Annotated in this window: 27 protein-coding genes and 3 pseudogenes; 20 read left to right on the top strand and 10 right to left on the bottom strand. The window is 67.2% G+C overall.

Translation table 11 applies throughout. The features are described from left to right. Positions 1-283 precede the first annotated feature (283 nt). From OH799_RS30530 to OH799_RS30550, 5 genes and pseudogenes are all read left to right on the top strand, one after another. Complete coding sequence (locus OH799_RS30530; RefSeq protein WP_406271254.1) at positions 284-1,597, top strand: haloalkane dehalogenase; 1,314 nt, start codon at positions 284-286, stop codon at positions 1,595-1,597. Between the two features lie 189 nt (positions 1,598-1,786). Continuing rightward, entirely contained in the window at positions 1,787-3,466 is a 1,680-nt protein-coding gene (locus OH799_RS30535; RefSeq protein WP_406271257.1) for an alpha-amylase family glycosyl hydrolase, read from the top strand. Then, positions 3,463-4,137, top strand: a pseudogene (locus OH799_RS30540) (extracellular solute-binding protein); the annotation flags it as partial. The gene OH799_RS30535 and the pseudogene OH799_RS30540, both read left to right, overlap by 4 nt. A 94-nt stretch (positions 4,138-4,231) precedes the next feature. After that, positions 4,232-4,573: pseudogene (locus OH799_RS30545) on the top strand (carbohydrate ABC transporter permease); the annotation flags it as partial. 4 nt (positions 4,574-4,577) lie between these two features. After that, positions 4,578-5,468: a carbohydrate ABC transporter permease gene (locus OH799_RS30550; RefSeq protein ID WP_406271261.1), complete on the top strand. Its 891-nt coding sequence runs from the start codon at positions 4,578-4,580 to the stop codon at positions 5,466-5,468. Positions 5,469-5,544: 76 nt separating this feature from the next. Here the strand turns inward: OH799_RS30550 and OH799_RS30555 are convergent, their stop codons facing one another. After that, a complete protein-coding gene (locus OH799_RS30555) occupies positions 5,545-6,201 on the bottom strand; it encodes a phosphate signaling complex PhoU family protein (protein WP_406271264.1) in 657 nt (218 codons plus the stop codon). Positions 6,202-6,350: 149 nt separating this feature from the next. On the opposite strand from OH799_RS30555, the gene OH799_RS30560 reads away from it, so the two are divergent. The 4 genes and pseudogenes from OH799_RS30560 to OH799_RS30575 all read left to right on the top strand — a co-directional run bounded on the left by OH799_RS30560 (position 6,351) and on the right by OH799_RS30575 (position 9,005). Beyond that, the gene (locus OH799_RS30560) at positions 6,351-6,746 is read left to right on the top strand and encodes a nitroreductase/quinone reductase family protein (protein WP_406271267.1); all 396 of its coding nucleotides are present in this window, start codon (positions 6,351-6,353) and stop codon (positions 6,744-6,746) included. A gap of 120 nt (positions 6,747-6,866) precedes the next feature. After that, positions 6,867-7,202 (top strand): annotated as a pseudogene (locus tag OH799_RS30565) (ionic transporter y4hA); the annotation flags it as partial. A 203-nt stretch (positions 7,203-7,405) separates the two neighbouring features. Further along, positions 7,406-7,792: a hypothetical protein gene (locus OH799_RS30570; protein ID WP_406271270.1), complete on the top strand. Its 387-nt coding sequence runs from the start codon at positions 7,406-7,408 to the stop codon at positions 7,790-7,792. 124 nt (positions 7,793-7,916) lie between these two features. Continuing rightward, on the top strand, positions 7,917-9,005 hold the full coding sequence (locus tag OH799_RS30575) for a DUF418 domain-containing protein (RefSeq protein ID WP_406271273.1): 1,089 nt from the start codon (positions 7,917-7,919) through the stop codon (positions 9,003-9,005). Here the strand turns inward: OH799_RS30575 and OH799_RS30580 are convergent. Further along, positions 8,950-9,141 carry a hypothetical protein gene (locus tag OH799_RS30580; protein WP_406271276.1) on the bottom strand — a complete coding sequence of 64 codons (192 nt, stop codon included), beginning with the start codon at positions 9,139-9,141 and terminating at the stop codon, positions 8,950-8,952. The genes OH799_RS30575 and OH799_RS30580 overlap by 56 nt on opposite strands. Positions 9,142-9,254: 113 nt before the next feature. Here OH799_RS30580 and OH799_RS30585 point away from each other — a divergent pair, with 113 nt between their 5' ends. The 3 genes from OH799_RS30585 to OH799_RS30595 are packed head-to-tail and all read left to right on the top strand — an operon-like array spanning position 9,255 to position 10,070. Further along, entirely contained in the window at positions 9,255-9,704 is a 450-nt protein-coding gene (locus OH799_RS30585) for a hypothetical protein (RefSeq protein WP_357267700.1), read from the top strand. 24 nt (positions 9,705-9,728) lie between these two features. After that, positions 9,729-9,884 (top strand): DUF6131 family protein, encoded by a 156-nt coding sequence (locus OH799_RS30590; protein WP_357267702.1) that lies wholly within the window; start codon positions 9,729-9,731, stop codon positions 9,882-9,884. A gap of 9 nt (positions 9,885-9,893) precedes the next feature. Next, a complete protein-coding gene (locus OH799_RS30595; RefSeq protein ID WP_406271281.1) occupies positions 9,894-10,070 on the top strand; it encodes a CsbD family protein in 177 nt (58 codons plus the stop codon). A gap of 233 nt (positions 10,071-10,303) precedes the next feature. Here the strand turns inward: OH799_RS30595 and OH799_RS30600 are convergent, their stop codons facing one another. The 3 genes from OH799_RS30600 to OH799_RS30610 all read right to left on the bottom strand — a co-directional run bounded on the left by OH799_RS30600 (position 10,304) and on the right by OH799_RS30610 (position 12,283). Further along, positions 10,304-10,678 (bottom strand): hypothetical protein, encoded by a 375-nt coding sequence (locus OH799_RS30600; RefSeq protein WP_406271284.1) that lies wholly within the window; start codon positions 10,676-10,678, stop codon positions 10,304-10,306. Between the two features lie 65 nt (positions 10,679-10,743). Beyond that, positions 10,744-11,073 carry a pyridoxamine 5'-phosphate oxidase family protein gene (locus tag OH799_RS30605; protein WP_406282741.1) on the bottom strand — a complete coding sequence of 110 codons (330 nt, stop codon included), beginning with the start codon at positions 11,071-11,073 and terminating at the stop codon, positions 10,744-10,746. A gap of 85 nt (positions 11,074-11,158) precedes the next feature. Continuing rightward, a complete protein-coding gene (locus OH799_RS30610) occupies positions 11,159-12,283 on the bottom strand; it encodes an AraC family transcriptional regulator (protein WP_406271287.1) in 1,125 nt (374 codons plus the stop codon). Positions 12,284-12,316: 33 nt separating this feature from the next. Between OH799_RS30610 and OH799_RS30615 the strand changes: the two genes are divergently transcribed. Next, a complete protein-coding gene (locus tag OH799_RS30615) occupies positions 12,317-13,822 on the top strand; it encodes a flavin-containing monooxygenase (RefSeq protein ID WP_406271290.1) in 1,506 nt (501 codons plus the stop codon). Between the two features lie 157 nt (positions 13,823-13,979). On the opposite strand, the gene OH799_RS30620 is transcribed toward OH799_RS30615, so the two are convergent. From OH799_RS30620 to OH799_RS30635, 4 genes are all read right to left on the bottom strand, one after another. Continuing rightward, positions 13,980-14,993, bottom strand: a complete 1,014-nt coding sequence (locus tag OH799_RS30620; protein WP_406271293.1) for a hypothetical protein — start codon at positions 14,991-14,993, stop codon at positions 13,980-13,982. Beyond that, positions 14,980-16,269 carry a hypothetical protein gene (locus OH799_RS30625; protein WP_406271296.1) on the bottom strand — a complete coding sequence of 430 codons (1,290 nt, stop codon included), beginning with the start codon at positions 16,267-16,269 and terminating at the stop codon, positions 14,980-14,982. The genes OH799_RS30620 and OH799_RS30625 overlap by 14 nt, the downstream gene beginning before the upstream one ends. Further along, positions 16,266-16,589 carry a hypothetical protein gene (locus OH799_RS30630; RefSeq protein ID WP_406271299.1) on the bottom strand — a complete coding sequence of 108 codons (324 nt, stop codon included), beginning with the start codon at positions 16,587-16,589 and terminating at the stop codon, positions 16,266-16,268. The genes OH799_RS30625 and OH799_RS30630 overlap by 4 nt, the downstream gene beginning before the upstream one ends. Positions 16,590-16,867: 278 nt before the next feature. Beyond that, complete coding sequence (locus OH799_RS30635) at positions 16,868-18,133, bottom strand: phthiocerol/phthiodiolone dimycocerosyl transferase family protein (protein WP_406271302.1); 1,266 nt, start codon at positions 18,131-18,133, stop codon at positions 16,868-16,870. 101 nt (positions 18,134-18,234) lie between these two features. Here OH799_RS30635 and OH799_RS30640 point away from each other — a divergent pair, with 101 nt between their 5' ends. The 7 genes from OH799_RS30640 to OH799_RS30670 all read left to right on the top strand — a co-directional run bounded on the left by OH799_RS30640 (position 18,235) and on the right by OH799_RS30670 (position 22,119). Next, on the top strand, positions 18,235-18,525 hold the full coding sequence (locus OH799_RS30640) for a hypothetical protein (protein WP_406271305.1): 291 nt from the start codon (positions 18,235-18,237) through the stop codon (positions 18,523-18,525). Between the two features lie 109 nt (positions 18,526-18,634). Then, the gene (locus OH799_RS30645) at positions 18,635-18,781 is read left to right on the top strand and encodes a hypothetical protein (RefSeq protein ID WP_406271308.1); all 147 of its coding nucleotides are present in this window, start codon (positions 18,635-18,637) and stop codon (positions 18,779-18,781) included. A 58-nt stretch (positions 18,782-18,839) separates the two neighbouring features. Next, positions 18,840-19,274, top strand: a complete 435-nt coding sequence (locus OH799_RS30650) for a universal stress protein (RefSeq protein WP_406271311.1) — start codon at positions 18,840-18,842, stop codon at positions 19,272-19,274. Between the two features lie 204 nt (positions 19,275-19,478). Further along, the gene (gene crcB, locus OH799_RS30655; protein ID WP_406271314.1) at positions 19,479-19,973 is read left to right on the top strand and encodes a fluoride efflux transporter CrcB; all 495 of its coding nucleotides are present in this window, start codon (positions 19,479-19,481) and stop codon (positions 19,971-19,973) included. Next, positions 19,970-20,338 carry a fluoride efflux transporter CrcB gene (gene crcB, locus OH799_RS30660; RefSeq protein ID WP_406271317.1) on the top strand — a complete coding sequence of 123 codons (369 nt, stop codon included), beginning with the start codon at positions 19,970-19,972 and terminating at the stop codon, positions 20,336-20,338. Before crcB (OH799_RS30655) ends, crcB (OH799_RS30660) begins: the two co-directional genes overlap by 4 nt. A gap of 212 nt (positions 20,339-20,550) precedes the next feature. Further along, positions 20,551-21,561, top strand: coding sequence for a cation diffusion facilitator family transporter (locus tag OH799_RS30665; protein ID WP_406271320.1), 1,011 nt, complete (start codon positions 20,551-20,553; stop codon positions 21,559-21,561). A 105-nt stretch (positions 21,562-21,666) separates the two neighbouring features. After that, positions 21,667-22,119 (top strand): SRPBCC family protein, encoded by a 453-nt coding sequence (locus OH799_RS30670; RefSeq protein WP_406271323.1) that lies wholly within the window; start codon positions 21,667-21,669, stop codon positions 22,117-22,119. 25 nt (positions 22,120-22,144) lie between these two features. On the opposite strand, the gene OH799_RS30675 is transcribed toward OH799_RS30670, so the two are convergent. Further along, positions 22,145-23,767, bottom strand: a complete 1,623-nt coding sequence (locus OH799_RS30675; protein ID WP_406271325.1) for an LCP family protein — start codon at positions 23,765-23,767, stop codon at positions 22,145-22,147. Between the last annotated feature and the right edge of the window lie 91 nt (positions 23,768-23,858).

Here is a 23,858-nt window from a genome sequence, read left to right on the forward strand (position 1 = left end):
GTATCAAGACAGTAGATAGCTGGCGGTGGCCTTGGCAAGCTCCTGTCGATGTACCCGAAAGTTCTCAGCTGATCTTCAGTATCCAAGCCATCTACTGCACTCCTGCGGATGTTTCCGGCTACCCCGAGTGTGACAAGCCTCACCTGAAAGCCGGTCACAGCCTACCGCCATCGTGTGTCGAAAACTGCATAGAGAGCAAGCCGATATTGGGAGGACAACCTTATGCCTACCGTCGACATTCTCGACTCGTTTATCAACTACCGCGACACCGGCGAGGGGCACGGTGGCGGTGGTTTTCCTGCACGGCAACCCGACGTCGTCGCACCTGTGGCGCAATGTAATACCGCACGTCGCGGATCGGACCAGGGTGCTGGCGCCCGACCTGATCGGGATGGGGGAGTCGGGCAAGCCCGATATCGGCTACCGCTTCACCGATCACGCCGCATACCTGGATGCCTGGTCCGACGCGCTCGGGCTGGACCAGGTTGTCCTGGTCGGCCACGACTGCGGCGGAGCGCTCGGTATGGACTGGGCGGCACGGCATCCCGGCCGGGTTCGCGGTCTCGCGCTGATCGAGACCTTCCTGCGGCCGATGCGCTGGGACGAGCTGCCCGGGCTCGGTGCTGAGCTGTTCCGCAAGTTCCGGTCGGCCGAGGGCGAGCGAATGGTGTTGGAGGAGAACACCTTCATCGAGTTCAACCTTCCGAAGGGAGTGGCCGCCCTCTCCGTCGAGGATCACGACGTGTACCGGGCGCCGTATCCGACCCCGGCCTCGCGCAAGCCGCTGCTGGTGTGGCCCAGGGAGTTCCCGCTCGACGGCGAACCCGCCGACGTCGTCGCCATCGTGCGGAACTACGGCACCTGGGCAGCCGTGACACCCGAGGTACCCAAACTGGTGATGGCGCTGGAGAACGGGGTCGGGCTCGGATCGCCGGAGACGGTCGAGTGGGCCGCGACCACATTCGCGAGCGCCGAGGTCGCGCCGATCGGCCCGGCCGGACACCACGCGCCGGAGGACCGGCCGGAGGACATCGGCCGGCGCTCGCGGACTGGCTGGACAGGCACGCTGTGCTCGGTGCGCCCGCCGGCGGACGCCGACTACCGCGGGCCCGAGGCGGCGCTGCTGACCGCCGAAGTGCGGCTCAACTGCAGCCAGGCCATGGTGCAATGTCTGGTTCGCGACGAGTGGATCGCCTTCGTGCTCGGCGAGGTGTTCGAGCTGCGCTCCGTCGATTCCGCATGGATCCTCGGCATCACTCCCGTCGCCTATCGAAAGCGGTTGGAGCGGGCCAAGAAACGGCTCGGCAACTTCCTCGACGCGACCTGTGGTCTCGTCGAACCGACGGCGTTCTGCCGTTGTTCGCGCCGGGTGGACAAGGCGCTCGCCCTCGGTCGCGTCGACCCGCGCAGGCCGGTTTTCGCCAGGCACGCCGTGAGCCGGGGTGGGCGCACCGCGGCGGTGGCCGAGCAGCAGATGATCCGGCTACACGACGCGGCGTCGGTGCTGCGCGCGCACCCGGATTACGCGGCGCCGCAAGCGAAGTTGGACGCGATCGCCGAGTTGCTCGACTCGAGTCGGTTCCCGCTGCTGGACTAGGAGTCGCTGCCTGAGGAACCGAGTATCGGCGCAAGAGACGACGACCACCGATACGGCCATCTGCGCGAGTCGAATCCGCTCCGCAGCGGTGAGCGGAAATGCGACGACAATCGCGGCATCGACCTTGCGCCGCAGCGCTGCGACGACTCTATAGAGGCAAATGTTTACGTAGCTTCTCGAGGAGATTCGATGTCCCAGTCCGTGCAGTCGGCCGCAAACTCCCCTACGGCCCGAGAAACGGAACCGTGGTGGAAGACGGCCGTCGTCTACCAGGTCTACATCCGCAGCTTCGCCGATGGGAACGGCGATGGCATCGGCGATCTGACCGGATTGCGATCGAAGCTCCCATACCTGGCCGAGCTCGGCATCGATGCCGTGTGGATCAACCCGTGGTACCCGTCGCCGATGGCCGACGCCGGCTACGACGTCGCCGACTTCCGGAACATCGAACCGTCGTACGGCACCCTCGAGCAGGGCGAAGCCTTTATCATCGAGGCCCACGAGCTGGGCATCCGCGTGATTCTCGACATCGTTCCCAACCACACGTCCAGCGACCACCGCTGGTTCCAGGCCGCGTTGCGCGATGAGCCGGGCGCCCGCGACCGGTACATCTTCCGTCCCGGCCGCGGGCCGGGCGGGGACCAGCCACCCAACGACTGGCAGAGCGCGTTCGGCGGCCCCGCGTGGAGCCGTCTCGATACGGGTGAGTGGTATCTACACCTCTTCGCACCCGCCCAACCCGACCTGAACTGGGAGCACCCCGGAGTGCGAGCCGAGTTCGAGGACATCCTGCGCTTCTGGTTCGACAAGGGCGTCGACGGCTTCCGGATCGATGTCGCGCACGGCCTGACCAAGGACCCCGCCCTGCCCGATGCCGGTGAGCGCCTTCCCGGTTCGCAACACACCGACCCGCACCCGGCGTGGGATCAGGACGCCGTGCACGAGGTGTACCGCGGGTGGCGGGCGGTTGCGAACGAGTACGCCGACCGCGTCTTCGTGGCCGAGGCCTGGGTGGCGAACAACGACCGTCTGGCTCGCTACCTGCGTCCGGACGAGCTGCACACCGCGTTCCAGTTCGACTTCCTTCGTGCCCCCTGGCGTGGGGAGAGCATCCGCGCCGTGATCGACGACGCCCTCTCGCAGGCCGGCGCGGTGGGTGCGCCCGCGACGTGGGTGCTCTCCAACCACGACGTTCCCCGCACCGTCACCCGCTACTCTCGATCGCAGCCCGACCACTTGGTCGAAACCGACTGGGAGCGAAGCCGCTGGGCCGGCGAGCAGCCCGACCTCGCGCTGGGGCGGCGTCGCGCCCGCGCGGCCGCGCTGCTACAGGCGGCTTTGCCGGGCACTGCGTACATCTACCAGGGTGAAGAACTCGGGCTCGAGGAGGTCGAAGAGCTCCCCGGCGAGGTGCGTCAGGATCCGACATGGTTCCAATCCGGCTTCACCGACGTCGGCCGTGACGGTTGCCGTGTGCCGATCCCGTGGTCGAACGACGAAGCCCCGTACGGCTTCTCGCCGCCCGACGCGGAAAAGGACACCTGGCTGCCGCAGCCCGGGCACTGGGCACCGCACACGGTGCAAGCCCAGCACGGCGACCCTGGCTCGTTTCTCACCCTGTACCGGCAGGTCCTCGCGCTCCGCCGGCAGCTGTGGACTACGGACGAGCCGGTGGAGTGGCTCGAAACCCCTCATGACGTGCTCGCGTTCGCCCGCGGCGGCGTTCAGTGCTGGGTGAACACCGGCGCCACCGACACCGAACTGCCTGCGGGCATGCGGAGGGTCCTGGCTTCGGGGCCAGGCGTCACCGGCGGTGTGCTCCCGGCCGACACCGCGGTATGGCTGACGGAACCGGAGCACGACCGATGAGACGTGGCGCGATCGCACTGCTCGCCGCCGGGATCGTACTGGCCGCGACGTCCTGTGCGGATCAGGGAATCAGGGCTGCCGCACAAGCCGAACACGACAACCTGGACGGACGCGGACCCATCACGTATGTGCAGGGCAAGGACAATTCGAACGTCATCCGGCCCCTCATCGACGAATGGAACGCGACGCACCCCGGCGAGGCGGTGGTCTTCGAGGAACAGTCCAACAAACCCGACCAGCAGCACGAAGACCTGGTGCAACACTTCCAGTCCCGCAACACCGGGTATGACGTCACGGTCGTCGATCTCATCTGGACTGCCGAGTTCGCGGCCCGTGGATGGCTGCAGCCGCTGAAAGGCCCGATGGGAATCGACACCGCCGAGCTGTTGGAGTCCACCGTGACGGGCGCCGGCTACGGCGACATCTTGTACGCGTCCCCGCAGGTCAGTGACGGCGCACTGCTCTACTACCGCACCGATCTCGTGGACCATCCGCCTGCGACCTGGGACGAGCTGATCGCGCGGTGCGGTGCCGCACGAGACGCCGGAATCGGGTGTTACGCCGGTCAGTACGCGAAGTACGAGGGTCTCACTGTGAACGCGGCCGAAGCCGTCACCACGGCGGGCGGCTCGATCATCGGTGCGGACGGGGTGACACCGACCATCGACAGCCCCGAGGCCAAGGCGGGCCTACAGTCGCTCGTCGACGCGTACTGGAACGGCGACATCCCGCGCGAGGCAGTCACATTCCAGGAGGAGCAAACCGTACGAGGCAGCGCGGGTGGACGGTGCGAGTGTGTGGCAGCGGTTCCGGCTGGTCACACTTCCACTGATCAGACCGGCGATCTTCGTCGCGGTCCTCTTCCGCGTGCTCGACGTGCTGCGGATATACGACCTGCCGGCCATCCTCACCGACGGTGGCGGCGGCGACGGCACCGCGACGACGACGCTCTCGATCCTCGTCATCGATCAGATGCGGCAGGGATTCAACAGCGCCTCCACCCTGTCGACGATCACGTTCCTGTTCATCTTCGCCGTCGCCTATGCGCTCGTGAAGGTGATGGGCGTCAACGTGGTCGAGACCCAGGACAAGCAGCGAAAGGCCTGACATCGTGTCCACAGCAGTCGTCATCCGAGGCGCCTCGGGGCTTGCGCTGGCGCGGCGCCGCCTCGGCTCGCGATTGGCCCCAGTCCGCACCTACCTCGGGCTCGCCGTCATCGTCTTCTGGGGCATGGGCCCGGTCTACTGGATGGTGGTCACCGCCTTTCGGCACTCCGACTACACATTCGACACCACCCCGTGGCCCACCCATGTCACCTTGGAGAACTTCGCGAGCGTGTTCACCACCGACACCGGTAACCACTTCGCCCGGGCGCTGATCAACAGCACCATCATCGGCGCAGTCACCACCGCGATCGGTCTCGTGTTCGGGATCTTCACCGCGTACGCACTCGCGCGGCTGACCTTCCGCGGCAGGAATCTCGTCCTCAGCATTGTGCTTGCGGCATCGATGTTCCCCGGCGTCGCGCTCTTGACACCACTGTTCCAGCTGTTCACCACGATTGGATGGTTCGGCACGTACCAGGCGCTGATCGTCCCGAACATCTCCTTTGTGCTGCCTCTCACCATCTACACGCTCACAGCGTTCTTCAAGGAACTGCCGTGGGAGCTCGAGGAGTCGGCCCGGATCGACGGAGCCACCCGGGCACAGGCTTTCCGGATGGTGTTGCTGCCTCTGGCCGCGCCGGGCGTGTTCACGACGGCGGTTCTGGCGTTCATCGCGTCGTGGAACGAGTACCTGATCTCCAGTCAGCTGTCGAACGACGTGACCCAACCGGCCACTGTGGCGATCGCCCGGTTCGCGGGTAGCAAACCACACGAGGAACCATTCACGTCCGTGATGGCCGCGGGCACCGTGGTCACCATCCCCCTGATGATCATCGTGCTCCTGCTCCAGCGTCGCATCGTCTCCGGACTCACGGCCGGCGGGGTGAAGGGCTGATGATTCACCTGCGTCCGGCCGGGGCCAGGTCGAAGCGAAGGCGGGCCATCGGGTTCCCCGCGAGACCCATCGCGGGTTACTCGTCGCTGGACTGGGCCGTCGGGGGAACGCCGGTGTCGAGGAAGCGGATCAGCCGTTCGATGCGGGCTGTGTGATCGACGCAGCGCTCCAAGTGGTGACCGAGCAATGCGATGTCGATCGCCGCGTCGGTCGGTGGCTGGGAAGCCGGGTCGGCCAGCGCCGAATGCAGTTGCCGGTGCGGCGTTTCCATCGATCGGGTGCCCGGTTCGTCCTCGGATACCGAGGGGTGACCTGCGACCGCCTGACCGGCCAGCGCGGTGCGCTCGGCCGCGAGCTGCCCCATCGCGGCGAGGATGCCCAGAATGGGCTGCTGTGCCACGTGCCCGGGGTGACTTTTGTACACCTGGTCGGCGACGCGGCTGGCGAGCCATCCGATACCGGACAGCTCACCGGCGATCTGGGTGGCGGTCACCACATGCCGGAGGTCGCGTGCGACCGGCGCCTGCAGCGCGAGCAGTACCACAGTGCGCGCCTCGCAGGCCCCGTACATCTTCTGTAGCTGCTCGTCGAACGCGAAGACCTCGTAGGTCGCGGTGAGGTCGGCGTCGACGAGCGCATCGGTGCCACGTTCGACGGCGTCGTGAGCGAGCCTGCACATCATCGTCAAATCATTGGTCAACGCGATGAGCTCGGCAGTGAACTGGGTCCGCACCGCCAAATTCTCACCTATCGGCGGGCACCGGGTCGATCCATCGCGATGCTTCTGCCGAACGGCCACCACTTCGACACCGCCCGGCGCGCGGATCGCCATGCCCTGCGGCGAACACTGTCGGCGGGTTCGTCCGGTGTTACCGTCGCCGCATGCCGAACATGCGCGATATTCAGCATCGGGTGGTGACGGCGTTCCAGCGCCGGGTCGGCAACCCGATCCTTCGCAGGCTGCCCGGGCAGCCCATCCTGGAAACCACTGGCCGGGTCAGTAGGCAGCCGCGCGTCACTCCCATCGGCGGACGCAAGATCGGACGGGAGTTCTGGCTCGTCTCCGAGTTCGGGGACCGCTCACAGTACATTCGTAATATCAAGGCGGACAATCGGATTCGGCTACGCCTGCACGGGCGCTGGCACACCGGCACCGCGCACCTGCTGCCGGGCGACGACCCGCGTGCCCGCCTCGCCGCCCTGCCACGTGCCAACAGCGCGGCCGTCCGGCTCGTCGGCACCGACCTGCTCACCGTGCGGATCGATCTGGACGACTGAACGGGCAGTCGGGGGAGTAGCGGTTGATGAATTGTCCTATTTGCGAGTAATTTGCTGGACGATGGTGGGCATGATCGGTGTTTTGATCGCCCGCTGGACCGTTCTCGTTCCCGTTCTCGCAGTCCGGTCGGTGTGGTGATCGCGCTGATGGTGCTGCTGCCCGAAACGCTCGCCGCGGTCCGGGCCGGCCGCCGCGACCGGGTGCAGATCAGCCTCAACCTCGCGCTGGGGTCGGCCATGGCGAGTATCGGTCTGACCATTCCGGCGATCGCGGTGGCAAGCATCTGGTTGGAAGGTCCACTGGTGCTCGGGCTCGGCGCGATTCAGATGGTTCTGCTCGCCCTGACCGTCGTGGTGGGCGGGCTCACGGTTCTGTCAGGGCGGGCGACCCTCCTGCAAGGCGGCGTCCATCTGGCTCTGTTCTCGGCTTTTGTGTTCCTCGCGGCCAGCCCGTAGCCGCGTCCCTTCGCGTCGTCGTCGACGGTGCGGTCAACGTGCCGAAAATATTTTAGTTAATTTCTGGCACTTCTTTGAACGCTCACTGAGCTGGGAATTCGCTTCTCTCGAAAGTTGATCTACCAGCTGGCAACCTTAGGTAGCCTGCTGGAGAGGCGTGCTGTTCGTGACGGTAGCTCCTACTCGGCAGCGAAGGCGGATCGATGGTCACATCCGACAGCGGTCGCGGACCCGACGACGATCGTGGCGGTGATGGTTCACGCATCCTTCCCAATGCGGCGTTGATCACCGCCGTCCTCGCCCTCGTGGTCGGGATCGTGGTTCTGCTGCAGCCGATCGGCGACTCAGCCGACGGCAAGCCACCGCACTCGACAGCATCCACGGCGACGCGGACGCGCGCCTGGCCTTACGCCAAGTCCCTTCAGGCGCCGACATCGCCCGAGCTCGTGCCGCTGCGAGCCGCGCGTGAGGTCGGCGGCGATTGTTCGGCGGGCGGCGTCTCCGCGTACTGGGACATGCGTGACGGGCAGTGGACGTGCGTCCCGCGAAACCGCCCCGAGCCGCCGCCTACGGCGCCTGCCGGCTTCTAAGCGCGAAAACCACGGGTGCGTGGTTTCGGCGCTGCCGTCGCAGATTACGAAGTTTTTCGAGGTCGGCCGACAGCTCCGTGCAGGGATACGGCCGACATGCCTGGTGGTCGATACCGTGAGACACATGCACTACGCCCAGGGCCCACTACGCATTCACGAATGGGACGCCGTCCGTGGTTTCGCGCTGTGCGGGATCCTGGTGGTCGACATCTGGCAGATCGCCGATATGGCCGCTACGACAGGACCGGGCGAGATGGTTCCGGTCCGGCACGTGTTGTCGGTGTTGTTCGAAGGACGGTTCTTTCCGATCTTTTCGTTCTTGTTCGGGTTGAGCTTCGCCCTGTTCCTGGACAGCGCGGCCCAGCGGACCGACCGACCGCGACTTGTCCTGGTCCGCCGCCTGCTCGCGCTCGGAGTCATCGGTCTGGTCCACCACCAGTTCCAACCAGGGGAGGCGCTGCTGCCGTACGCGATCGTCGGGTTGGTGATCTTGCTGCCCGCGTCCGCGCTGCCGAACTGGGTAGTGCTGAGCGTGGGCGCGGCATTCACCCTCGCCGTGGCGCTGACTCTCGGCGGCGGGCTGGCCATGGTGCCAGGGCTTTTCCTGCTCGGCCTGGCCGCCGCCCGCTACGGGATCGCCGACACCTTGGATGAACGCGGCTGGCAGATCGGCGCGGTGTTCGCCTCAGCGCTGCCCGCCGCCGTCCTGGTGGGCCGGTGGGAGTACCGCACGCCCTATCTCGAGCTGTGGTCCACCCCCGCCTCGCCGGTCGCCGGCCTGCTCGGCGCGCTGGCCTACCTCACCGGCCTGTTGCTGTTGATGCGTATCGAGCCAGGGCAGGTGCTGTCGGAAGTGCTCGAGCCGCTCGGCCGCATGGCATTGACCAACTACGTCTGCGCCACAGCGGTGATCCTGCTCGCGGATCCGTGGCTGCGACTGTCCGGTTCCGACAACTATGCGGCGCTGCTGGGCTCGGCGGTCGCGATCATCGCGTCGCAAGCGATCGTCAGCGCTGTGTGGTTGCGGTTCTTCCGTTACGGACCGCTCGAATGGGTGTGGCGCTGTATCACCTGGTGGGAGTGGGTGCCACCACGTGCCGACCTGATCCAGGGCGGACACGGGGCCTCGATGGCGGCAGTGCCCGACCCCGCTTCGGTCAGGAGGCGGCGACGCCGGCCTGGCGGATCGCGTCGAGGACCTCGCCGTAGGTAAGAGTGGAATTCACCATGGCACGCTCCGAGGGCACATCGATGTCGACCGAGTCGATGCCGTTGACGCCGCGCAGGTTCGTTTCTATCGCCGACGCGGACTCGCGGGTAACGTTAGGCAAGGTAATGGTGTACGTCATGCTTTCCGCATAGACCGATTCGACCGGCTCAAACATCTTCGATGTCGGGTTTGAGTCTTCTGCTGCCGGGAATAGCGGGGTTGTAATACAAACTCGACGTAACAGGGATTGTCATGATCATCATCATCGGGCTCGTCATCTTGATCGCGGCAGTGATCATCGGGGTCGCCGCCGTGGTCGGCAACATGGGCGAAGCCCAGCAATTGACGAGCGACTTCGCGGCGTTCGATTACCACTTCCACGGTTCCACGGGAGCACTGTTCGGCTACGGGATCGTGCTCGGTGCGATCGGGATGCTCGGGCTCGCACTGGTGCTGACCGGTGCGTGGCGGGTCACGCGGCGTGGCGCGGCCGCCCGTCGCGAACTCCGGCAGTCCCGTCGTGAAATGGCGGCCGTCCGGCGCGATCTCGCAAGCACACCTGAGGTGCGCCAGCAGACCGAACCGAAGGCCACCCGAGAGCCGGCTTGGCGCCGACTGTTCGGCAAACCGGCGACAGCTCCTGCCGGTGCTGCTCCGCGTACCGCAGGCGCCCGCGGCGTGCGGGCATCGACGTCGAAATAGTTTTCGAGAAAAGGAAACGCGACCATGATTATTCTCGGCCTTGTCCTTCTCGTCGTCGGATGGCTGCTCGGAATTTCATTGCTCACCACCGCCGGCATCATCGTCTTGGTTATCGGCCTCGTGCTGATGCTGGCCGGTGCGGTGGGCCGCCCGGTCGGTGGCCGCCGTTGGTACTACTAGGAATTCGTCATGATGAAGTTCGATGATCGAATCGCGCACCGGGTGCAGGCCACCCGTGGCAGTGTCAGGAAATTCCTCGGCAAAGCGACCGGGGACTCTCGTCTGGAAGCCGTAGGACGTCGTGAGCGGGCCCGTGGAAACGTCAAACGTGCCGCGGACAAATTACGGGACGTATTCAAGCGCTGATCCCCGATCGGCGCTGGTCCGTCGAGCGGAGCCGAATCGCGGCTGGGGCACAACGCCCCAGCCGCCATTTGACGTCGAAACCCGTTCGGCGCCGGTGTTACGCACACTCCGGCAATCTCGGCGAGCTGTCCGGATGCTGCGTCACCGCCATAGCGCACTACCGAGCACGATCCACACTATGGCCCTGCCGTGGGCGCATCCCGCCCTGTGCGGCAGGCGCGGCGGCGGCGCAACTATTCGGACGGATAGTGGCGCACCGGCAGGGGATAGGGCAGGAACTTCCGGTGGACGATCTGCAGAATCAACAGGAACAGCACCGACAACCCCGCGGTGGTGTAATCGCCGAGCAGCAGGGCGAGGAGCGCGAACGAGCCGAACATCGGGACCTCCAGCGCTGCGAACCACCACAGTATTCGGAGCCGTCGTGCATGGGCGTCCAGCCGCTCGACGCCGTCGTCGATGATGTCCAGCGCGGTGTCGTAGCGAACTAGCCCGTCACCGAACTGAACGAACATGTGCACCGCCTGGTCGCGGGTCAGCTCGCCCAGCCAAGCTCGGTCGATCAGCCGCTTGCCCTCCTCGGCGACCTCCCTGATGACCGCATCCATGCGGACCCCTTCCCAGTCGATCCAGAGGATTCTATGCGGCCGATCCGTGCCTTCCCAGTAATGATTCAGGCGGGCGGAAATGCGTAGAGCTTCTCCGGAATGATCCGCACGATCAGCCGCTGGGCCTCCGGTTCCGGCGGGGGTGTCGCGCCGCCCATGTTTTTCGCGTACATCTTGTGCAGCAGCGTCTTCTCCGGGTCCTCGGTGATCTCGACCCGGCCGCGCACTTCCACGTACCGCCCGTCGGTGCGGCTGAGCACCAGCAGGCTCACCCGCGGGTCGCGCGCGCCGCCCGTCGACGTAGCCGCCGAGGTGGAGTGGCTACAGCCGCTGCCCGACGTTCTGGTGGGGCCGGAATCGGCGGACCCGGCCAGCGTGGCGGTGGCCCGAGACATGCTCACTAGCGATTTCGGGATTCTCGAAGTCGAACCGACATCCGGCGTCCCATTCCGGGCGCTGATTGCGGTATGCCGGAAAGTGTCACACGCGGGGGCTTCCTTCTCTGGCCACCGTCGCGCCCTGTGCGTGGAACCCCGACCATGTGTTGTGCCGCTGAGTCGGTCCGTGCGCGCCGTCGCGTCGCAGTGCGGTCGGTGTTGTTCCCCACCATCTTCGGGCGCACCGGGTGAATGTCGCTTGCTCGGACAGTCCGATCAGCGAGGCGACCTGACCCATCGGCATATCTGTTGTGGTCAGATACCGTCGCGCGGCGTCGCGGCGGACGTCGTCGAGGATCGCGGCGAATGAGGTGCTCTCGGCGGCGAGGCGCCGCTGCAGGGTGCGTGGATGAATGGTGAGAAGGCCCGCGACAGTGCCTATTTCGGGCGGCGCGGTACCGAGCAGCTGTTGCACGGCGGCGCGTACCTTCGGTTCGATCGCGGCGTCCGCACCGCCGGATTGTTCGGCGAGAAACGCCATGGCCAGCCGGTGCAGGTTCTCGTCGCCGCCGGTCAGCGGCCGGTTCGGCAGGTTGCTCGGCACCCGCAGCGCCGCCGACGGCCGGTCGACACGCACCGACGCGCCGAAGAACTCCTCGTAGGTCCCGATCGGCGCGTTCGGCCGATAGGGGAGTTCGACCGAGCGCAGCCCGTAGCGGTCGTCCACCAAGCGTTGTACGGTGCGATGCACGAACGCGAGTCCCAGATCCGTGCCCTGGATAGGTGTCGGCATTCCCGGCTGCACGCCGTAGCGCAGCGCGATGACGCCGCGGTCGCCGTACGGGTCGGGCTCCAGCGTCAGGCTCAGGGAACGCGCGTGCAGGAACAGGTACCGCGACGAGCATTCGAGCACGTCGGCCAGCGAGGGCGAGTTCCGGATCGCGAGCGCCAGCGGGCCGAGCATGTCCAGGTCTTGGCGCTTGGAGATCCGTAGTCCGAGATCGGGGCAGTTCAGCTGGTGTGCGGCCAGCTCGAGCGCCGCGGCCATCGCCTGATCGGGAACCAGCAGGTCGTCGGTGTCGAGCGCGGCGACCGGCAGTCCGCATGCCGTGGCCAGCGCCTCGGCGTCTCCGCCCAGCTCGGCCACCGTGGCGCGAAACCCGCGCAATCCCGCCGACCGAATCACCGACATGTCGTTCAGAATCAAATAGTTGTCGCGCAAAGTCAAGATAACCGACTCATTGGATCGCACACTGGAACCATGACCGAGACCGTCGTAGCTCCGGAACACCTCGATGTCGTGGTCGTCGGGGCGGGCCTGTCCGGCATCGGCGCGGCCTACCGGCTGCAGACCGAGTGCCGCGGCAAGACCTACGCCATCCTGGAGGCACGTGACACCCTGGGCGGGACCTGGGACTTGTTCCGGTATCCGGGCATCCGCTCGGACTCGGACATGTTCACGCTCGGCTACCCGTTCAAACCGTGGCGCGACGCCAAAGCCATCGCCGACGGCTCCTCGATCCTGCGCTACATCGAGAAGACCGCGACGGAGTACGGCATCGACCGGCATATTCGCTACCGCACCAAAGTGGTCTCCGCCGACTGGTCCAGCGCGACCGCCCGCTGGACGCTGAGGCTCGAACACCGCGACGAGGCGGGCGGCATCGAGTGGCGTACCCTCACCTGCGGCTTCCTCTACTCCTGCGCTGGGTACTACAACTACGACCAGCCGTACACGCCCGAGTTCCCCGGCATCTCCTCGTTCACCGGCCAGGTCGTGCACCCGCAGTTCTGGCCGGAGGACCTCGACTACACCGGCAAACGCGTCGTCGTGATCGGCAGCGGGGCCACGGCGGTCACCCTGGTCCCTGCGATGGCCGAGCAGGCCGAACTGGTGACGATGCTGCAGCGCTCGCCGACCTGGATCAGCGCCGTCCCGGGCCGGGACAAGCAGGCCGACAAGATCCGAGAACTGCTGCCGCCGGGGTTGGCGCACCGGGTGATTCGCGCCAAGAACATCTTGTTCAACATCGGCTTCTACCAGTACTGCCGCCGCCGCCCGGAGTCCGCGCGCAAACTGCTGACCGGTCTCACCACTCGAATCCTGAAGGACGACAAGGCCGTCGCCGAGCACTTCACGCCCAACTACAACCCGTGGGATCAGCGACTGTGCGCCGCGCCCGACGCCGACTTCTTCAAGGCGATGAAGAAGGGCAAGGCAGACGTGGTCACCGACCACATCGATAGCTTTGTGCCGGAAGGTATTCGGCTGCGGTCGGGGCGGGTGCTGGAGGCGGACGTCGTGATCACCGCCACCGGGTTGCAATTGCTAGCTTTCGGTGGCATCGTCCCGAGTGTCGACGGCAGGCAGGTCGATTTGGCCGAGCAGTTCGTCTGGCAGGGCACCATGATCACCGGTGTCCCCAATTTCGCCGTCTGCATCGGCTACACGAACGCTTCCTGGACGCTGCGTGCCGACCTCACCTCCCGGCTGATCTGCAAGGTCCTCAACCATATGGACCGCAAGAGTTACGCCGCTGTGGTTCCCGAACCGCAGGGAGAACTCGACGAGCACCCGCTGCTCGATCTCGCCTCCGGTTACATCCAGCGGTCGATCGGCGATTTCCCGCGCCAGGGTGACCGCCACCCGTGGAAGGTCCGGCAGAATTACCTGCTCGATTCGGTCACCACCCTGCGCACTGATTTGGCCAAGACGCTCACCCCGACGCCGAAATCCGCTGTCCGGGAACCGGTATCGGCTCCCTAGTGCGTGCCGAACACCCTTCCTGGTGGGCTTGGCTCGGGTCACGTCGCCGTGACCCGAACATCCCACCGAGGAGAAAAGCGCTTCCTCCCCCTCGTGTTCGTTCGAGCCACCGTGCCACTCGGCGGCTGGTAACTCTCGGAGACAACCCACCGAACCGTCAGGCCGGTGCTATGCCGGTGATCAGGGTCTGACTCGAGCCCGTCCGGGTGGTGACGATCTGTGTGAACGTGCTCGGCTGCTCATCCGGGAACTGCTGGGTCAGCCGGACCTCCCACCGTTCCTGCCCGTCGGCGACGTCCCCGGCGCGGGTGATCAGCACGCAGTAGCGGGTGCCTGCCGGCACCTGACTGATGCCGCGCTGGATCTGCTCGGCGGGCGCGACAGCCGCGTCCGGGGCGACCACCGCGCGGGCCCGGTACCCGGAGCGCTCAGCGTAGTAGGCGTACTCGAAGGCAAGGATGGCGTCGGGGCCGTTGCCGGTGCCGCCGGGCTCGGTGCCGGAAATGACGTCGGCGGTGCGCTGTTGCTCGCAGCCAGGCGTCGCGATGGCCCAAGGTGGCCTGGCCGATGTCGTTGTCGCCGAGCTGACTTGCGTGGACCCCGATGCACGCGCGGGTGAACTCGCCACGGTCGTGCGCGAATTCGATCCGGAACCGTAGAGGATGGTCAGCGCGATCGAGACGGCCGCCACCGCGACACCGAGCACGATCAGCACGGCCAGTGGACGATTGTCGCGCTGCTGATCCGTTCGCCGGGGACGGCGCACCGGCGTGCCGGGATGGATTCCGGATCGGTTGACGATCGTAGGCGCCTGGACGGCGTTGGCTTCGACCTCCGGTGGTTCGTCATCGACGGCGGGCACATGCCGGTTTTGCTCGACGGGTGGGTCAGGCAGCTTTTCGCTCGGGGTCGCAGGCTCGAGCCACTCCTCCCACTCCCCGAATCGCGGCCGCGTACTAGCCTTGTCCGGCGGTGACGGTTCGGGAAGGGCGAGTTCCGTTGGGGGAAGGTCGAGTTCCGGTTCGCGGCGACGGACCGGTCTGCGTCGGCCGGGTGGGCGTCGGCGCTTCGACCCCTTGCCCGCGGGCGTTTTCAGCATCGGCAGACCCGTGTCGAACGGATTGCTCTGGGCCGCGCCCTGACTCGGATGCTCCCGGTCAGGGGGCGTCATCGTCGAATTCGCCCAGCACAGGCACGACGGCGGTCGCCATGGAAGGCACGGTCACGCCGAGCTGGCCGTCGCGGGGCTTGTGCTCCTGGTCGTTCCCGGTTGGGGGTGGCGTCGGCGGAATCACCATGCCACCTGCTGGTCCCGGGCGGGCCTGCTGGTCCGGGCGGGTAGCAGGCGCCGGGGCGGATTCGGCAAACGGTCCCGTCCCGGGAACGGGCCTGCTCTGCGGCTTCGGCGCGTCCGACTTCGCGGTGGGCGCGGACGTGGACGCGCCGAGACCGGTCGACATCCCGGGTTTGCTGTCCTGCGACCCACCGCCGAAGTCGAACAGTTTCGAGGAATTGGGCGAGCTCTTCGAGCTGTCGTCATGGGTGGTGGAGCCGGGGTGGATCGCCTCGGAAATGGCCTTGTCCGCCGACGCCGCAACGGTGTCGATGGTGTGGAGGCCGACCTCGGCGATCTTGTCGATGATGTGTGTGCCGATGTCGACGCCCGCGCTGATGCCCGCGGTGCCGATCTGCACCCCCGCGGAGATGAGCTGCTGCTGCAGTTGGAGCTGCGCGGCCAGCGCCGGGTCCATCGGCTGCCCGGTGCCCTGCACCGTGGTGCCGGGCACCAATTGTCCTGTGGCGCCGGGCTGGACGGTTTGGCCCTGCACCACCCCGGCCGGTGTTGTGACCGTGAGCGGTTCCATGCCATCCAGTTTCCTGGTGTGGTCGTCCATCTCCGATCGCGCGTTCGTGACCGTGGTGAGGGCGTCGCGCAGCGCCTGGGTGGCGCGTGTAATGACGGCGTCGGTGTCCGGGGCGGTGGTCGCGTTGTCCAAGATCTCGCGCGCGTCCCGCCGGAACTCCGCGATGATCTGGTCGACGCGCTGCGCCGCGCGCCCGGAGGTGGCGTGCGCGTCGGTGAGCACCGACAGGTAGGCCGGGCCCCGGTCGGAGATGTCGCCGATCTGGGTCTGTGTCGTGCGCAGTGCGGGCACCGCGGCGTCGGCGGCGCGGGAGGTCCAGGTCGACTCCAGCGCGTAGAGGCCGTCGCGATGCGGGCCCTCGGTATCGGCCGCCTTGGTGGACGCGGACGACAAGGCGCTGGTCGCGGTCTCGTTCGGAATGCCGACGCCGGTGCCGAGCGAGGAGCGTAACGCCAGCAGCGGGCGCACCAGCGCGGCCACGATCGGTGGGTCGACGCCCGGATCGGTGCTCAGCGGCCTGGCGGTCTCGGCGGAGGTATGCGTGGCCTGTGCGCGTTTCCGCAGTCCCATCAGGCTTCTCATGCCAGTGCCTCCCCTGCCTGGTCGATGGCACCCGCGGTGTCCGCGTCGGCGCCTTGTGCTTTCGCGCTGTAATCGCGCAGGACCTGCCCGTAGGCGCCGACCAGCTGTCCCGCGGTCGACAACGCCTGTGCGTGTTCGGACACGGCCGTAGCGAACCGTGCCGCGAATTCCGCGCCCACCAGGCCGAGGTCGGCGGCCAACTGGTCGGGATTCACCGCGCCGGACGCGACCGCCGCCGCCGACGCCAATTGTCTGGACACCGCGTCCGCGATCGCAGTGTAGGCGGCCACCGCCGCCGGGTCGAGCCTGAGCGTATCCACTGTTCCCCTCCCGGATCCCAGTCTGTCGCTGCCGCGCCATGATTCATCGCCAAGCGTACTGTGCGACCCGGACACTATGCGGCCGATCCTCGGTGTCCGTTCCGATCGAGTGCGGCCGCGAACGCCGGCAGCGGATCCGATGGCGGCTGTCCGGTCCCGCCCAGCCTCGGAGTACTTGCTCCGTGCGGCCGGCCGACGAGCCTGCTCAGGAGCGCTCGCGGCGCCTGTGGTCTGGGCCAGGAAAGGCGTTCTGAGCGAAAGCTCACCTGTCGAAATCGTCATCGGTGCGCCCGTCCGGCGGTGGGAGCGCCCAGGGCACTGAACGCGGAGAGGTGCGAAGCGAGCAGTCGCACTCGGGACCGCTGCTGGACGGTGGTCTCCTCCGGATGGTGGATCTCGATGCTCAGCTGGTCGTCGAAGGTGCTGATGATGATGGTGCCGCTGGGCTGCTGCAGCCGGTGCCCGGTCTTGTCGGGCTTGCCAAGCATGATCGAGCGGAAGTCGGTGACCTGCAAGTCATCCGGGACCTCAGGCCGTCGCACGCGACCCCAGTTGGTGGCGAGAACGATTCCCGGCGCGCACGGCGGGGGGCCGGACGCGATATCCGGAATGTGCAGTGGCGTCTGCTGCACGACACCCGCCGCGAGTTCGGCGCACAGGGAGTCGCTGATGCCGCGGGCCAGGCCGACGAGCGTGCCGACCCCGGGAGCCGGGACGAAGTTCGCGAAGCCGAGGACGTTGGTGCCCTCGGTCATACCGATCCGCTGCGCCACGCGGGTGCGAAGGTCGACCGAATAGGTGTAGCTCAGCTCGGAGAGGCGTAGCTCACGCAGCTGGGCCTCGGTGAGCAGGATCGCGGCGGAGGCGAGCCCGTTGATCGTGGTGTTCTCCCGATGCCCCAGCTCGGCCAGCGCCGCAGTCTGCTCTTTCGTCAGCCTGCATCGTGCCGTTCGGGGCAGTAGATAGCCGGGATCGTCTGGGCCGCAAGGAGTTCGGGACTCGGCGGTGGGACGGGGCGGCATTGCGGGTGTATCGAACTTTTCGATGCCGCGCACGGTCAGCAGCTCCTCCACCGAACTCGGATAACCGTGCGGTTCCAGCTCCGGTGTGCGGCCCCCAGCCAGATCGGCATAGCTGGACCAGAGCTCGGCGAGCACAGCCAGCGAATGGCAGGCATCCGCGATGCTGTGGTGCGTGACCAGCGTGACGCTCGCATTCTCGCCGTCGCGCACGACGCACAGCGCACAGAGTGTTCTGCGCTGATCCAGCTGCGCGCCGGCCAGCAACCGTTCCGGATCTCCTTCGGTGACCGAGATTTCCGGTGGGGCGCCGGGCGATTCGAGCAGGACGTGTCCGCCATGCCCATCCGGCTCCAAGCGGGTGCCGAGGATCGGGCGGGCGCGAACAACGGCCTCGAACGCGGCCGCCAGCGCGGCCGGATTCAACCGCCCTGTAACTCGAACCGAATAGCCGACGAAGACTTCGCTGTTGGCGAAGATCTCCTCACTCGGAGCCAGCGGACGGATGACGATCGCCGTGGTCATGTCGGTTCCTCCACCTGAACTCCTCCCAGACGCCGGCCCACGGCCGGTGCGCCGGTCTCCTTCGACATCATCGCTTCTGTCGTGTATCGCGACATCCGGCGGTGCTGTTTCTCGTCGTTGCCACCGTGACATCGCGCGCGGTACTCGGCGACGGGAGGGTCGAACCCGGCCAGTGGAATGCGGCTGTGGAGAGCCGCACTATCGGAAATTTCATGACCGGACAGGTCATCTATCGACTCGACTGCGGCATCGCCGCGATCCCGCTGGACGACGGCAAAGCGAACGTGGTCTCCGAGAACATGATTCGCGACATCGTCGCGGCGCTGGATCGGGCCGAGGCGGATCCGTCCGTCTGCTCGTCGACGACGAGGACGAACTGCGCACGGCCGTAACGGTCGAAGCGTGCCGGCTGACCGGAATGGACATGCGGGCGCATGCCGGGACCGTGCTACCGGTGCGCGCCCAGCCGCCCGGGGCGATCCGGCCCGGAATCGATGCCGAGTGTCGGGGCGCGGATGGTCGGTCGGCTCGATCCACTGGGCGGGCGGCGAACCCGCCATCGAGTGGTCGGGCTACGTCGAGGGCGCGATTCACACCGGTGAGCGCGCACCCGCCGAAGTGCTGGCGGCACGGGAAACGGCGGAATGAATCGCTCGGCATCGGCCGAATGCTGGTTCAGCTGCCGACGAGGGATCACAATGGAGGGGTGTTCCAGCGGATTGTGGTGGGATACGACGACTCACCCGGCGCCCGGGCCGCCCTGGAGATGGCGCTCGAACTGGCGGTGGTGCACCACTCCGCGCTCGTCGTAGTCGCCGTCGAAGAGCATCTGCCGCACTACGGTCCGGTGGTCGGCGAAATAGCGGACGAGCGTTCGATCGGGGAGCTGGCCTGCCGCCGATGGCTCGGCACGGCCGCCGAGGCCGCCGGAAGGCGCGGCATCGAGGTGCAGGCGGAGATCCGTGCCGGGCAAGCCGCGCGAGAACTGGCCACCTCCGCCGCCGACCATGCCGCCGACCTGCTGATTCTGGGACGGAGTGGACATTCTGGCATCTGGGGTCGGTTCATCGGCAGCACCGCCGAGAAGGCCGCCCGGCATGCCGAATGCTCGGTCCTCGTCGCCCACGACGGGCAGGGATAGACCGATCACCCGGCGAATACGTCGGGACGCCCCTCGACTTGGGAATCCGGCCGATCCCCGTTCTCCGATCGCGCTGCCGAGTGACTATCCTTGCCGCAATGCGGTGGTGGGGCTCGCCGCTCCGGTACCCGGAACAACCGCGGCAGGCCGCCGCCGACAGTCCCTATTCGAACAGCACCTCATCGTTCGTGTAGGAGACATCCCGTGCCCGGTGAACCAACCGAAGAACTGACCGACGCCGACATCGACGCGCGGGGCTCGGCACACCGCCGACGGCTCTGGCGCACCCACGGCACCGTGGTGCTGGTCGTCGCCGCGGGCGGTGCCTTCGGCGCGTCGGCCCGCTACGGTCTCGCGCAGTGGCTGCCCGCCCGGCACGGCCACGTGCCGTGGGCCACGTTCCTCACCAATGTCACCGGCTGCTTTCTGATCGGCGTGCTCATGGTCGCGGTCACCGAGATCTGGGTGGTGCATCCGCTGGTGCGCCTGTTCCTCGGCGTCGGCGTGCTCGGCGGGTTCACCACCTTCTCCACCTACGTCAGCGAGATCCGCGACCTACTTCGGCCCGACACCATCGCGGTCGCGGTCGGCTACCTGGCGGGCACGCTGATCTGCGCCCTGCTCGCCACGCTCGCGGCGATGTGGATCACCCGGGCCGGGTACGAGCGCCTGCACCACGCACGGGAGGAATCGGCGTGATCGTGTTGCTGGTCGTCCTCGGCGGCGCGATCGGGGCGCCGCTGCGCTATCTCATCGACCGGGCGGTACAGAACCGCCGGGACTGCCTCTTCCCGTGGGGCACGTTCCTCGTCAATCTGGTCGGATGCCTCGTGCTCGGCGGCCTCACCGGCGCGGGGAGCGCGCTGTCGACGCCGCTGTTCGTTCTGCTCGGCACCGGCTTCTGTGGCGCGCTCACCACCTACAGCACCTTCAGCTACGAAACCGTGCGGTTGGTCGAACGCGACGCCTTTTTCTACGCCGCGATGAACGTTGTGATCAGCGTTGTCGCCGGGCTGGGCGCAACCCTCGCGGCCTACGCGGCGGTGCACGCCCTGTTCGGATGACCGGTGAGGTCAGGTGCCTACTCGTGCGGTTCGGTTCCGACCTTTGTCGATCAGTCGAGTCCATCGACGGGCGCAGCGGAGGTGAATCGACTGATGATCGACGTGATACAGGTCACTCGGGAGCGATTCTGCGGGCCGTTCAGGGTGAGCTAAGCTGACGTAACAGATGCAGATATGCGCATACGTCGCTGGTATGAAAGCGGGCTGGGTCGATGGCACATGAACACGAGCATGATCACACACACGGACACGGGGTGTCCGTCGATGCCGACCGGAGGTGGCTGACGGTAGCGCTGACGCTGATCGCCGGCTTCATGGCGGTCGAGGTCGTGGTCGGCCTGCTGGCCAACTCGCTGGCGCTGCTGTCCGACGCGGCGCACATGCTCACCGACGCCGCTTCGATCGTGCTGGCGCTCGGCGCCATCAGACTCGCCGCCCGTCCCGCCCGCGGCAAGTACACCTACGGCTACAAACGCGCCGAGATCCTGTCGGCGCAGGCGAACGGCATCACGTTGCTCGTACTCGCCGGCTGGCTGACCTACGAGGCCGTCCGGCGTCTGCTGCAGCCACCGGAGGTGACCGGCGGGCTCGTGGTGGTGACCGCGCTGGTCGGCATCGTGATCAACATCGCGGCCGCGTGGGCGATCAGCAAGGCGAACCGGTCCAGCCTCAACGTGGAGGGCGCATTCCAGCACGTGCTCAACGATCTGTACGGATTCATCGCCACCGCCGTGGCCGGATTCGTCGTGCTGGTCACCGGATTCGCCAGGGCGGATGCGATCGCCACGCTGATCGTGGTGGCGCTGATGATCAAAGCGGGGCTAGGGCTGGTGCGCGAATCCGGCCGGATCTTCCTGGAGGCGGCGCCCGCGGGCGTCGATCCGGACGCGCTCGGGCACCGGCTGGTCGAGATCGACGGCGTCGACGAGGTGCACGACCTGCATGTCTGGCAGATCACCTCCGGTGACATCGCGTTGTCGGCTCACGTGCTGGTCCAGGCCGGCGCGGACTGCCACGGACTGCGTCAGCGGATCGAGCGGCTGCTCGATCACGGCTACGGCATCACCCACACCACCTTGCAGGTCGACCACAGTCACGTCGTCGATGCGGCGGCAGCCGCCGACCCGCAGCGCCTGCTGCCAGTGCTGGACGACCACTGCGACGACGCTCACGGCCCGGTGCACCGTGACCGCCCGGCGTCCGCGGGCATCGGTGCGTCGTGACCTACTGCTCGGCCGCTGCCCCACGCCGACAGCTGGGCCGCCCGCCTGGAATCCGGCACACTCGGTCCACCGGCACCGAACCGACCGCCTGCTAGCGTCCGGCGCATGCATGACAGCGTGACGGTTCGGATGGGCGCCTCCGCCGATAAAATCTGGGCGCTGGTCAGCGACATCGAGAACACCGGGCGGTTCAGTCCCGAGACGTTCGATGCGCAATGGCTCGGCGGCGCCACCGGGCCCGCGGTGGGTGTCATGTTCCGCGGCCATGTCAACCGCAACGGCTGGGGTGTGACGTACTGGACGGTGTGCCGGATCGTCGCCTGTACTCCGGGCCGCGAGTTCGCGTTCACCGTTCTCGGCCCGGGTGGCATGGCGATCAACACCTGGCGCTACGTCTTCGAGCCGGTCGAGGGCGGCACCGAGGTGACCGAGTCGTTCCAGTTGCACAGCAACCCAGTTCTGCGGCTGTACTGGCTGCTGGCCGGGTGGACGCGCCGCAAGACGAACGTCGAGGGGATGCGGGAGACGCTGAACCGGATCAAGGCCGTCGTCGAATAGCGCACGAATCACCGCATGCGGTCCGCTAGTTCACGCAGGGCACCGTGTTGCCGATGGTGGTGGTGACCGGCTTGCCGGCGTCCGGTGTCGGCGGAGCGGAACGGCTCGGCGGGGATGCGGTCCCCGCCGCGGTCGAGTCGAATTCGGCGGGCATGGAGAAGTCGCTGCCGAGGACGATCTTGACGTGGCCGGCCGGAACGTCGGGCGACGCGGTGGCAGTGAATTCGCCGAGGAGGTCGGCCAGCTGGGTGGCGTCGGCCTCCGCGCCGGGGCCGTAGGTGATCGTGGTGGTGGAGCCGTCGGCGTAGGTGCCGTTGGCCACGGTGCCCTGCTGGTAGCCGCGGCCGGCCAACGCGGAGGAGAGCTTGGCGGCCCGGCCTGCGACGTGGCTGGCGTTGTACACATCGACGATGCTGGCCGGCAGGCGGACCGAGGCAGGCTGCGGCTGTTCGACGCCGAACGCGGCGCGCACCTCCTTCTTGATGGCCACCGCGTCGACGATATTGACGTCTTGGCCGTCGATGTTGTCGTAGCGCAGCACCGGCAGCGTGCGGAACTCGACCGACATCGCCCCCGCCGTGCCGAGGTCGCGGGCGAAGTCGAGCAGGTTCCAGTCGTCGGACAGCACGACGTCGCGGTGCGCCACGTCCATCAGCTGGGACAGCTTGCCGATATCGGTCAGCGTCCCGGAATCCTGCAGCGACTTGGCCACCGAGGTGAGGAACGCCTGCTGACGGTGGGTGCGGTCGAGGTCGCCGTTCTCCAGGCCGTGGCGCTGCCGGACGAACGCCAGCGCTTCGGAGCCGTCGAGATGCTGCGGCCCGGCCGGGAAGGTGGCACCCGAGTAGTAGCTGTCGTCGACGGCGTGGTTCAGGCAGACGTCCACGCCGCCGAGTGCCGTGGCGAGGTCGTAGAACCCGGCCAGCGAGATTTCGGCGAAGCGGTCGATCGGGACGCCGACCAGGTTGCGCACGGTCGACACGATGGACGCGCGTCCGGCCTCTCGACCCTCGCGTTCCAACGTGACCTGGTCCTTCTCGCCCGCGGCGATCAGCTTGGCCTGGGCGGCGGCCTTCTTCAATCCGTACGCCTCTTTGATCTTGGCGTGGTCGTAGCCGGGGATGCCGGAGACCGGGACGTAGTCGTCACGCGGAATGGAGAACGCCACGACTTTCCGCATGTCCGCCGGAATGTGGAGCAGGATAAGCGAGTTCGCGTTGTAGCCGCCCTCTTCACCATCGCCGGCGTGCAGCTGGTCGAGGATCGGCTTCGGCAGATCGTTGCCGTTCTGGTCCTTGCGCGTGTCCAGGCCGATCAGCAGGATGTTCAGGTCGCCGCCGAGGGAGCGGGGCGCGTCCGCACCGATCGCGTCGGTGCGGGTGAACCCGTGGTCGAAGTCGGTCTTGGCGGACCAGGCGAAGCCGGTTCCGGCCAGGATCCCGAGGGCGGAGGCCGCCGCGACCAGTCGGGCCGCGATGCGGGCCACGCGGAGGGTTCGCCGGTGCCGCCCGGTTTCGGGGCGACGACGGGCATTGGTGCGGTGGGGGCGAGGTGCGGAGCGCGGTGGAGCGCTGATCCTGGCAAACGGGACGGTGTCGTCGTCGATCAGTGCCGCGGTTCTCCTGGCCGGTATCCGTTCTCGTTCCACCGGAGCACTCCTTGCCGCCTGACCACGCCCTCGACTCGACAGTACCCACGGTTCGGCGCGACGGGCCGGCCCTCGCTCGCGCCATGTGGCC

Origin of the sequence: Nocardia sp. NBC_00881, from assembly GCF_045207455.1 — a bacterium.
GTDB lineage: Bacteria > Actinomycetota > Actinomycetes > Mycobacteriales > Mycobacteriaceae > Nocardia.

Coding starts and splice junctions, on each gene's coding strand:
- OH799_RS30605 (WP_406282741.1), bottom strand. CDS start 11,073: ATGTCTCGGGCCACCGCCACGCTGGCCGGGTCCGCCGATTCCGGCCCC.
- OH799_RS30600 (WP_406271284.1), bottom strand. CDS start 10,678: ATGGATGCGGTCATCAGGGAGGTCGCCGAGGAGGGCAAGCGGCTGATC.
- OH799_RS30615 (WP_406271290.1), top strand. CDS start 12,317: ATGACCGAGACCGTCGTAGCTCCGGAACACCTCGATGTCGTGGTCGTC.
- OH799_RS30535 (WP_406271257.1), top strand. CDS start 1,787: ATGTCCCAGTCCGTGCAGTCGGCCGCAAACTCCCCTACGGCCCGAGAA.
- OH799_RS30590 (WP_357267702.1), top strand. CDS start 9,729: ATGATTATTCTCGGCCTTGTCCTTCTCGTCGTCGGATGGCTGCTCGGA.
- OH799_RS30635 (WP_406271302.1), bottom strand. CDS start 18,133: ATGACCACGGCGATCGTCATCCGTCCGCTGGCTCCGAGTGAGGAGATC.
- OH799_RS30570 (WP_406271270.1), top strand. CDS start 7,406: ATGGTCACATCCGACAGCGGTCGCGGACCCGACGACGATCGTGGCGGT.
- OH799_RS30595 (WP_406271281.1), top strand. CDS start 9,894: ATGATGAAGTTCGATGATCGAATCGCGCACCGGGTGCAGGCCACCCGT.
- OH799_RS30560 (WP_406271267.1), top strand. CDS start 6,351: ATGCCGAACATGCGCGATATTCAGCATCGGGTGGTGACGGCGTTCCAG.
- OH799_RS30580 (WP_406271276.1), bottom strand. CDS start 9,141: ATGACGTACACCATTACCTTGCCTAACGTTACCCGCGAGTCCGCGTCG.
- OH799_RS30585 (WP_357267700.1), top strand. CDS start 9,255: ATGATCATCATCATCGGGCTCGTCATCTTGATCGCGGCAGTGATCATC.
- OH799_RS30670 (WP_406271323.1), top strand. CDS start 21,667: ATGCATGACAGCGTGACGGTTCGGATGGGCGCCTCCGCCGATAAAATC.
- OH799_RS30575 (WP_406271273.1), top strand. CDS start 7,917: ATGCACTACGCCCAGGGCCCACTACGCATTCACGAATGGGACGCCGTC.
- OH799_RS30625 (WP_406271296.1), bottom strand. CDS start 16,269: ATGAGAAGCCTGATGGGACTGCGGAAACGCGCACAGGCCACGCATACC.
- OH799_RS30665 (WP_406271320.1), top strand. CDS start 20,551: ATGGCACATGAACACGAGCATGATCACACACACGGACACGGGGTGTCC.
- OH799_RS30620 (WP_406271293.1), bottom strand. CDS start 14,993: ATGACGCCCCCTGACCGGGAGCATCCGAGTCAGGGCGCGGCCCAGAGC.